We start from the raw sequence: 8864 nt of genomic DNA, 5'->3' as shown, positions 1-8864 counted from the left end.
TGTGTGCGACCACCTCGTGGCGTGCGCCGGACCGGTTTCGGGTCTGTGAAGGGACCCTTCACAGACTCAGAGTCCGTGAAGGGTCCCTTCACAGGCCTCTACACCGACTTTGCCGGAACCCTGGACCCTGAGGCTGTGAAGGGTCCCTTCACGGCCTTTACGACGGGGAGGCCGCTCAGCCCAGCGCCTGCATGAGGTCGGCCAGCAGATCCTGGCCGTCCTCGATGCCGACGGAGAGCCGGATCAGGTCTTCGGGGACCTCAAGGGTCGAGCCCGCGGTGGAGGCGTGCGTCATGCGGCCGGGGTGCTCGATCAGGGATTCGACGCCGCCGAGGGACTCGGCCAGGATGAACAGCTTCGTGCGGGACACGACGTCCAGCGCGGCCTGTTCGCCGCCGGCGACCCGGAAGGAGACCATGCCGCCGAAGCGGCGCAGCTGCTTCGCGGCGATCTCGTGGCCGGGGTGGTCCGGGAGGCCGGGGTAGTAGACCTGGGTGACCTTCGGGTGCCGGTCCAGGGTGCGGGCGATCAGGTCCGCGTTGTCGCTGTGCCGCTCCATCCGCAGGGCCAGCGTCTTCAGCCCGCGCAGGGTGAGCCAGGCATCGAACGGGCCGGGCACCGCGCCTGCCGCGTTGCGCAGGTAGAACAGCTGCTCACGGACCTCGTCCTCGTTGGTCAGCACGGCACCGCCGACCACGTCGGAGTGGCCACCGAGGTACTTCGTGGTCGAGTGCACGACGATGTCCGCGCCCAGCGCCAGCGGGGTCTGCAGATACGGGGTGGCGAAGGTGTTGTCGACCACCAGACGGGCCCCGCCCTCGTGCGCGGCGCCGGCCAGCGCGGCCAGGTCCGCGATGCCGAGCAGCGGGTTGGTCGGCGATTCGCACCAGATCAGCTTGGTCTCCGGGCGCATCGCCGCCCGCACCTCGTCGATCCGGCCGAGGTCGGCGACAGTGTGCTCGATGCCCCACAGGCTCAGCACCTTGTCGATGAGCCGGAAGGTGCCGCCGTACGCGTCGTTGCCGAGCACCAGGTGATCACCGGGACGCAGCACGGTGCGGAGCACGGCGTCGGAGGCGGCCATCCCGGAGGCGAAGACCAGCCCGTGGCGAGCGCCCTCCAGCGAGGCGAGCGACTCTTCCAGCGCGGTGCGCGTGGGGTTCGCGGTCCGCGAGTATTCGTAATCGCCCTCGCGGGTGCCGCCCACGCCGTCCTGCGCGTAGGTCGAAGTCTGGTAGATGGGCACGATCACCGCGCCGGTGCGCGGGTCGGGCTGCTGCCCGGCGTGAATCGCGCGCGTCTCGAAGCCAAATGCGGAGTAATCGTGGGCCATATGGACCAGAGTACGATCCACCCCGGATATTCCCGTCAGGTGGGACGGGTTCCCGGAGGGAGAGGCGGCTGGTAAAGCCGCTCACCATCCGGGCTGCTGCGGATACCCACTGGGTCCGGGCTGCGAGACCCAGTCCACGGTCGGCTTCACCAGCGCGAGCACCAGCGTCGCCACCTGCGGGATCAGGGCGACCAGCGCACCGGCGATCCCGAAGCCGATCAGCTCCGACCCGCCGCGCAGCGAACTCACCCCGACCGAGACGAGCACGGCGGAGGTGATCGAGTAGGCGATCGCCAGCCCGCACCCGGCGATCACGCACAACCGGCCGGCCGGCTTGTGCAGGAACAGCGTGGTCGCCCCGAAAATCAGCAGGACGGCCAGCGCAAGGTTCACGATCAAGGCCAGCAGCCCGTAGCCGAGCCCGCCCCGGTGCCCGAGCAGGACCGCCCCGCCGATCGCGCCGAACAGGGCCACCGCCCCGCCGACGGCGGCCAGCACCCCGGCGATGATCGCGGTCGCGCCGTTCGGCCTCGGCTGCATCGCGCCGGGATAGGGCGGGTACTGCTGCTGGGGGTAGGGACCCGGCATCTGGCCATAGAACTGCGCGCCGGGATAGGGCTGCGGGGCCATGGGCTGACTGCCGGGATAGGGCTGGCCGGGCATGGGCTGGCCGCCGGGATACGGCTGCGCAGGCATCGGATGGTTGCCCGAGTACGGCTGGGCGGGCGTCGGCTGGCTGCCGGGAAACGGCTGGCCGGGCGTCGGCTGGCTGTCCGGATAGGACTGGGCGGGGGTCGGCCGGCTTCCCGGATACGGTTGCGGACCGGACGCCGGCTGACCGGAGTAGGGGTACTGGCCGTGCGGCTGCTGGGGGTCGGTCACGGGAATCCTTCGGCTGCTGCGGACCCGCCGGCCGCGGGTACGGTCCCCGTATCGTGCCAGGCCGTCGCCCCATTCGTGGCGAATTTCGCAGGTCCGGCCGGCGAAGCCTCAGTCCAGCGGCAGCGCCGGGGCCCGGAACCGCAGATGCCCGAAGGTCGAGGGCAGCATGGCGAGCAGCAGCACCAGGGGTGCCGCGACCATCAGGACCGCGTGGTCCAGCGCGGCGAACCCGTCCAGCCGGAACACCGCGCGGAAGTACTCGGCGTAGGTGATCCCTGCGCCGAGGAACGGTTCGAGCAGGATCGCCCCGATCGCCAGCAGGGCGCCGAGCACCAGCAGTATCGCACCGGTGACCGCGCGGAAGAAGGTCGCCAGCGAACCGACCAGAAAAGCCAGCGCGGCACCCAGATAAGCGCCGAGATCCACCAGTGTCCACGGCGAAAGATCACCAAGACTGAATCCGAACGGAATATCGATGAATCGCGTGACCGGAAGATAACCGGCAGCCACCGCCGCGACGAGCCCGAGCAGGCCCGCGGCCAGTGCGCTGCCCCGGCCGGGATGCCGCGATTCCCTGTCCGGGTACCGATTCCGCGGCACCTGCCGGGCGGTGGATCCGCGCACCGTGGCTCTCCTCGAGATGAAAGGCGGGGACGATCGGCGCTCACCCTAACCCGGAAAATCCCCGCTGCCGCCCGGCCACCGCGCCCGGCCGGGAAATCCGGCGGCGATTCCCCCGGCTGTCGGAACGCAGCAAGATCGGGATAACCACCATTGTGCATTTCACCAGGAAATGGTCCGCGAACGACGAAGGGCGCCTCCCTGAGGAGGCGCCCTTCGCGGGTTTTTCAGCGGCTCACCACTGCGGTGTCTGGCCGTAGCCCGGCTGGCCCGGACCCTGCTGACCCGGCTGCTGCGGCGGCGGGCCATAGCCCGGCGGGGGCTGCTGGCCGCCCGGCGGCGGGTACTGCGCCGGCTGGCCGAAGCCACCCGGCGGCGGCTGACCGTAGCCCGGCTGCGGCGGCTGGCCGTAGCCACCGGGCTGACCCGGCTGACCAAAGGGGCCCGGCTGGCCGTAGCCACCCGGCTGGCCGTAGCCCGGCTGCGGCGTCGGAGCGCTGGCCGGGTTGGCCCCGCCCGGCTGACCGAACCCGCCGCTGCCCGGCTGACCGAACCCACCGGGCTGGCCATAGGGGCTCGGCTGACCCGGCTGACCGAAGGGACCCGGCTGGCCGGGCTGGCCGGGCTGGCCGGGCTGGCCGAAACCGCCCGGCGGCGGGCCGAAGCCACCGGACTGCCCGGGACCGTCCGAGGGGCCGCTGCCGAGGCCGACGTACTGCGCGGTGGCCGGGATCAGGCCGAGCACCCCGACGATCAGGATGATGACGCCGAGGATCACCGTGAGCAGGCCCATACCGGAAGCGATGGTGTCGCTGGTCGAACCGAGCTGCTTGAGCTTGTCGGCCAGCGGACCGCTGATCGTGGTGCCGATCATCAGGAGCACGGAGAACACCGCGACCAGCAGGCCACCCGCCGCCACCGCGATCGGCACGAACTTGCGGATCCCGGCGAGCCGTCCGGCCAGCGCCAGCCCGACCCCACCGGCCAGCGCGGCGACCGCGCCGACCAGCACCAGGATCACGTAGATCCACAGGGTGCCGGGGCTGGACAGCCCGGACTGCTCGTAGAACTTGTCCAAGTCCGCCTGGCTGGGCGCAGTGTCCAGATAGGCGGAGTAGTCACTGACCTTGCCCATGTAGAGGAAGGAGTAGATCAGCGAAACGACGGCGAGCAGCGCGGTCACGCCGCCGGCGACGAGACCGAACACCGGGTTGCCGCCACCCGCCCCCGCGGGTGCGCCGAACGCGGGCGGCTGACCGAAGCCGGGCGGCCCGAAACCGCCGGGCTGACCGGGTCCGCCGAAGCCCTGCGGCTGGTCGAACCCTCCCGGCGCGCCGAAACCCTGCGGCGGCTGACCGGGTTGGCCCGGCTGGCCGGGCTGACCGGGCTGACCGGGTTGGCCGAACGCGGGCGGCTGGCCGAACCCGCCGAGCGCGGCCGGGTTGTCCGCCGCGCTCGGCGGCGGGGCGTACGGGATGGCCGGCTGCTGCCCCGGCGGGACCAGCTGCGTCGACTCCGCGGTGCCTTCGGTGCCGCCCGCCGGGTTGACGACCTGGGTGGCGTTCGCGTCACCCGGCTGCGGGGGCTGCACGACCTGGGTCGGCTCCGGCGTGTCGTCGAAGACGCCGCCGGAGGCGGGCTGCGGCGGCTGGCCCGGTTGGACCACCTGGGTCGGCTCCGACGCGCCGAAGGGACTGTCCTGCTGCGATGTGGGACCACTCGACGGGTCCTGCGGCGACGGCTGCCGGCCGCCGTCCTCAGACTCGTTCGGTGGCTGCGGAGCACTCATGCGGGTCTTGAACCCCCTTGACGACGACGCGAGAACGTTCTATAGGACGCACGCTATCGGATCGCAGGCCGGGGCGCGCGCAGGACGCCCCGACCCGGGAACCGCAGGTCCGGCTACCGGCCCGCCAGGAAGGCGAGCAGGTCGTGCCTGGTGACCACGCCCGCGGGCTTGCCGTCGATCAAGACCAGCGCGCCGTCGGCACTCTCCAGTGCCTTCATCGCCGCGCTCACCTGCTCCCCTGCGCCGATCGTGGGCAGCGGCGGCGACATGTGCGTCTCCAGCCGGTCGGCGAGCTGCGCCTTGCCGGTGAACAGCGCGTCCAGCAGCGCGCGCTCGTTCACCGCGCCGACCACCTCGGCCGCCATCACCGGCGGCTCCGCGCTGACCACGGGCATCTGGCTGACCCCGAACTCGGACAGGATGGCCACCGCCTCGGCCACCGTCTCGTTCGGGTGCGAGTGCACGAGGCTGGGCAGCGAGCCGCTCTTGCGGGTCAGCACGTCGCCCACGGTGGCCCCGGAGGAGTCCGGCGGCAGGAAACCGTAGGAGGACATCCAGCTGTCGTTGAACACCTTGGTCAGGTAGCCGCGGCCGCCGTCGGGCAGCAGCACCACCACGACGTCGTCCTCGGTGAGCCGTTCGGCGAGCTTCAGCGCCGCCGCCACGGCCATCCCGCAGGAACCGCCCACCAGCAGGCCCTCCTCGGTCGCGAGCCGGCGCGTGATGTCGAAGGAATGCGCGTCGCTGACCGGGATGATCTCGTCCGCTACCTCGCGGTCGTAGGTCTCCGGCCAGAAGTCCTCGCCGACGCCCTCCACCAGGTACGGCCGTCCGGTGCCGCCGGAGTAGACCGAACCCTCCGGGTCCGCGCCGACCACGCGCACGCCGCCGTCGCTGGCCTCCTTGAGGAACCGGCCGGTGCCGGAGATGGTGCCGCCGGTGCCGACCCCGGCCACGAAGTGGGTGACCCGCCCGTCGGTCTGGCGCCAGATCTCCGGTCCGGTGGAGTGGTAGTGGCTGGCCGGGTTCTCCGGGTTGGCGTACTGGTTGGGCTTCCAGGCGCCCTCGATCTCGTGCACCAGCCGGTCGGAGACGTTGTAGTAGGAATCCGGGTGCTCGGGCGGCACCGCGGTCGGGCACACCACGACCCGGGCACCGTAGGCGCGCAGCACGTTGCGCTTGTCCTCGCTCACCTTGTCCGGGCAGACGAACACGCACCGGTAGCCCTTGCGCTGGGCGACCATGGCCAGGCCGACCCCGGTGTTGCCGGAGGTCGGCTCGACGATCGTGCCACCGGGCCGCAGCTCGCCGGAGGCCTCGGCGGCCTCGATCATGCGCAACGCGATGCGGTCCTTCACGCTGCCGCCCGGATTGACGTACTCGACCTTCGCCAGCACCAACGGCTTGAGGCCCTTGGTCAGCGAGTTCAGCTTGACCAGCGGGGTGTTGCCCACGAGGTCCACGATGTGCTCTGCGTACTCCACACCGGAAGCCTAAACGGCCCGGCGGGGCTGTCCAGCGCGGACGGCCGCGGCGACCGGGTCTCTCCGGGTGCGCGTCGGGCCGGGCGGGCGGTGCTCGGCGAGGTCGGGCCTCCCGGCGAGGACCTGGGCAGCCACCAAGCCGCGCGTCTACACCGGGATCGGCCCGAGGGCCGCCGAACGCCGATCCGCCATCCCGTCCCGGAGATTCGTCCCGGCGCCACGTGCCGTCGCCTTATCGGAATATTCCCACGGGGCGACAGCCAGGAAGAGCCATTGCCTGACGGTCATGGCCGGTTCACCTCCACGGCTTTCGGTTTTTCTTTCGGACGCGCCGAACGTCCTAGTGGTTCCACAGCTATTCGGGAACGCCCGATCGGACCATTCTCGCCCAGCCGTCCGCGCCGGGCCGCTCCTCCCAGCCCGGCGGCCAGACCCGCTTGTGCCCCGGCCGAGCCAGCGCCCCGTCCAGCCGGGCCGCCGATTTGACGCCGAATTCGGCCTGTTTCTCGAACTTCGCGCCGTGGAAATTCTCCCGCTCGTCGCCGAAGGTGGTGGTGCGAAAGTCCGCGCGTTCCAGGAATACAGCCTGGTTGAAATCCGCTTTCGTGCCGAATTCGGTACCCCGGAACGCGGCGAATTCGAAGAATTTGGTCTGGTAGCAGACGATCGAGCGGATCCGGCAATGCGTGAGAGTGAGTGCGACGAGGTGGGCACCGGAGAAATCCAGATCGATGTCCGGCCAGAACGACCCCAGCGGCTCCGGCGCGGTCCCCGGGCGCAGGTGCAGCATCAGGATCCGCTGCGCGGCCTTGCGCACCTGGATCTCTTCGGCTTCGTCATTGTGAGGCATGCGCAGGTACGCACACATCAGGTTGACGATGGTCTGCCGCTGCTCGCCATGGTCCTGCGCGAGCCGTTCGAGGGCGTACAGCCCGGCCAGCCGGACCGGCGCCCGGTCGCTGCCGAGCTGATCGGCGGCCTTGCCGTAGATCTCGGTGATCCGGCGCTGGGTGGCGTCGTGGTCCTTCTGCACCAAGTCCAGCTCGGCCGAGCGCTGCCGCCGGGCGGCGAGCAGGAGCGCGGCCGCGCCACCGGTGCCGACCACGACGTTCGCCGCGGTGCGCAGCGCGTCGAGCCGGGCTGTGTCCTCCGGTCTGCCCTGACCGAGCAGCAGGAGCAGCACCGTGGCGGCGAGGCAGGCGAGCAGCACGATGCCCGCGCCCCACCAGGCGATCGTGCGGGTGGTCAATACCCGGCTGGACGGAAGCACGGCGGCGATCCTGCCATGCCCCGGCCGGGAGATGGGTCACCTTCGCCTTTCCGTACCGGCCCGGAGGCGGCAATATACTGAGCAACCGCTTAGTGCCGTTGACCCGAGGAAGTGTCCCGACATGCCCGAAGCCGTCATCGTTTCCACCGCCCGCTCCCCGATCGGCCGCGCCGGCAAAGGCTCGCTGGTCGGCATGCGCCCGGACGACCTCGCCGTGCAGATGATCCGCGCGGCCCTGGCCAAGGTGCCACAGCTGGACCCGGCCGACATCGACGACCTGATGCTCGGCTGCGGGCTGCCCGGCGGCGAGTCCGGGTTCAACATGGGCCGCGCGGTCGCCGTGGAGCTGGGCTACGACCACCTGCCCGGCTGCACGATCACCCGGTACTGCTCCTCCAGCTTGCAGACCACCCGGATGGCCCTGCACGCGATCAAGGCGGGCGAGGGCGACGTGTTCATCTCCGCCGGGGTGGAGACCGTGTCCCGGTTCGCCAACGGCAGCTCGGACTCCTGGCCGGACACGCAGAACCCGCTGTTCGCCGAGGCCGAGGCGCGCACCCAGGCCACCGCCGAGACCGGCGCGGACAGCTGGCACGACCCGCGTGAGGACGGCCGGCTGCCGGACGTCTACATCGCGATGGGCCAGACCGCGGAGAACCTCGCGCGACTCAAGGGGATCACCCGCGAGGAGATGGACGAATTCGGCGTCCGCTCGCAGAACCTCGCCGAGAAGGCGATCGCGGACGGCTTCTGGGCCAAGGACATCACCCCGGTCACGCTGCCGGACGGCACCGTGCTCGCCAAGGACGACGGCCCGCGCGCAGGGGTCACCCTCGAAGGCGTCTCCGGGCTCAAGCCGGTGTTCCGCCCGGACGGCCGGATCACCGCGGGCAACTGCTGCCCGCTCAACGACGGCGCGGCGGCCGTGGTGATCATGTCCGACACGAAGGCGAAGGAACTCGGCCTCACGCCGCTGGCCCGCGTGGTGTCCACCGGCGTCACCGGGCTGTCCCCGGAGATCATGGGCTACGGACCGGTCGAGGCCTCCAAGCAGGCACTCACCCGCGCCGGTCTGTCCATTTCGGACATCGACCTGGTGGAGATCAACGAGGCGTTCGCCGCGCAGGTCATCCCGTCCTACCGGGACCTCGGCATCGAGCTGGACCGGCTGAACGTCAACGGCGGCGCGATCGCGGTCGGCCACCCGTTCGGTATGACCGGCGCGCGGATCACCTCGACGCTGATCAACTCCCTGCAGCACCACGACAAGCAGTTCGGCCTCGAGACGATGTGCGTCGGCGGCGGCCAGGGCATGGCGATGGTGCTGGAGCGCCTTTCCTGAGAAAAGCCGTGAAGGGACCCTTCACAGCCTTTGAGTCCAGGGTTCCGGCAAAGTCGGTGTAGAGGTCCGTGAAGGGACCCTTCACGGACTCTGAGTTTGTGAAGGGTCCCTTCACGGACCCGACACCGGTCCGGCGCACGCCA

At 70.8% G+C, this 8864-nt stretch carries 7 protein-coding genes; 1 reads left to right on the top strand and 6 read right to left on the bottom strand.

Annotation, left to right across the window (positions count from 1 at the left end):
* Window positions 1–175: 175 nt before the first annotated feature.
* From D5S19_RS01345 to D5S19_RS01320, 6 genes are all read right to left on the bottom strand, one after another.
* Window positions 176–1333 (bottom strand): cystathionine gamma-synthase, encoded by a 1158-nt coding sequence (locus tag D5S19_RS01345; protein WP_120021499.1) that lies wholly within the window; start codon window positions 1331–1333, stop codon window positions 176–178.
* Window positions 1334–1414: 81 nt separating this feature from the next.
* Window positions 1415–2215: a hypothetical protein gene (locus D5S19_RS01340; protein ID WP_120021498.1), complete on the bottom strand. Its 801-nt coding sequence runs from the start codon at window positions 2213–2215 to the stop codon at window positions 1415–1417.
* 108 nt (window positions 2216–2323) lie between these two features.
* Window positions 2324–2839, bottom strand: a complete 516-nt coding sequence (locus D5S19_RS01335; RefSeq protein ID WP_233573655.1) for a hypothetical protein — start codon at window positions 2837–2839, stop codon at window positions 2324–2326.
* 232 nt (window positions 2840–3071) lie between these two features.
* Entirely contained in the window at window positions 3072–4625 is a 1554-nt protein-coding gene (locus tag D5S19_RS01330) for a hypothetical protein (protein ID WP_120021497.1), read from the bottom strand.
* Window positions 4626–4738: 113 nt separating this feature from the next.
* Entirely contained in the window at window positions 4739–6109 is a 1371-nt protein-coding gene (locus D5S19_RS01325) for a cystathionine beta-synthase (RefSeq protein ID WP_120021496.1), read from the bottom strand.
* Between the two features lie 355 nt (window positions 6110–6464).
* A complete protein-coding gene (locus D5S19_RS01320) occupies window positions 6465–7379 on the bottom strand; it encodes a pentapeptide repeat-containing protein (RefSeq protein WP_120021495.1) in 915 nt (304 codons plus the stop codon).
* Between the two features lie 121 nt (window positions 7380–7500).
* Here D5S19_RS01320 and D5S19_RS01315 point away from each other — a divergent pair, with 121 nt between their 5' ends.
* Window positions 7501–8721, top strand: coding sequence for an acetyl-CoA C-acetyltransferase (locus D5S19_RS01315; RefSeq protein ID WP_120021494.1), 1221 nt, complete (start codon window positions 7501–7503; stop codon window positions 8719–8721).
* The last annotated feature ends 143 nt before the right edge of the window (window positions 8722–8864 follow it).

It is taken from the genome of Amycolatopsis panacis, from assembly GCF_003600245.1.
GTDB lineage: Bacteria > Actinomycetota > Actinomycetes > Mycobacteriales > Pseudonocardiaceae > Amycolatopsis > Amycolatopsis sulphurea.
The sequence above is the reverse complement of the archived record's forward strand: the minus strand, read 5'-3'. Positions and strand labels throughout refer to the sequence as shown.

Excerpts from the sequence above, each read along its gene's own strand:
- D5S19_RS01345 (WP_120021499.1), bottom strand. The coding sequence starts at position 1,333 with ATGGCCCACGATTACTCCGCATTTGGCTTCGAGACGCGCGCGATTCAC.
- D5S19_RS01330 (WP_120021497.1), bottom strand. The coding sequence starts at position 4,625 with ATGAGTGCTCCGCAGCCACCGAACGAGTCTGAGGACGGCGGCCGGCAG.
- D5S19_RS01315 (WP_120021494.1), top strand. The coding sequence starts at position 7,501 with ATGCCCGAAGCCGTCATCGTTTCCACCGCCCGCTCCCCGATCGGCCGC.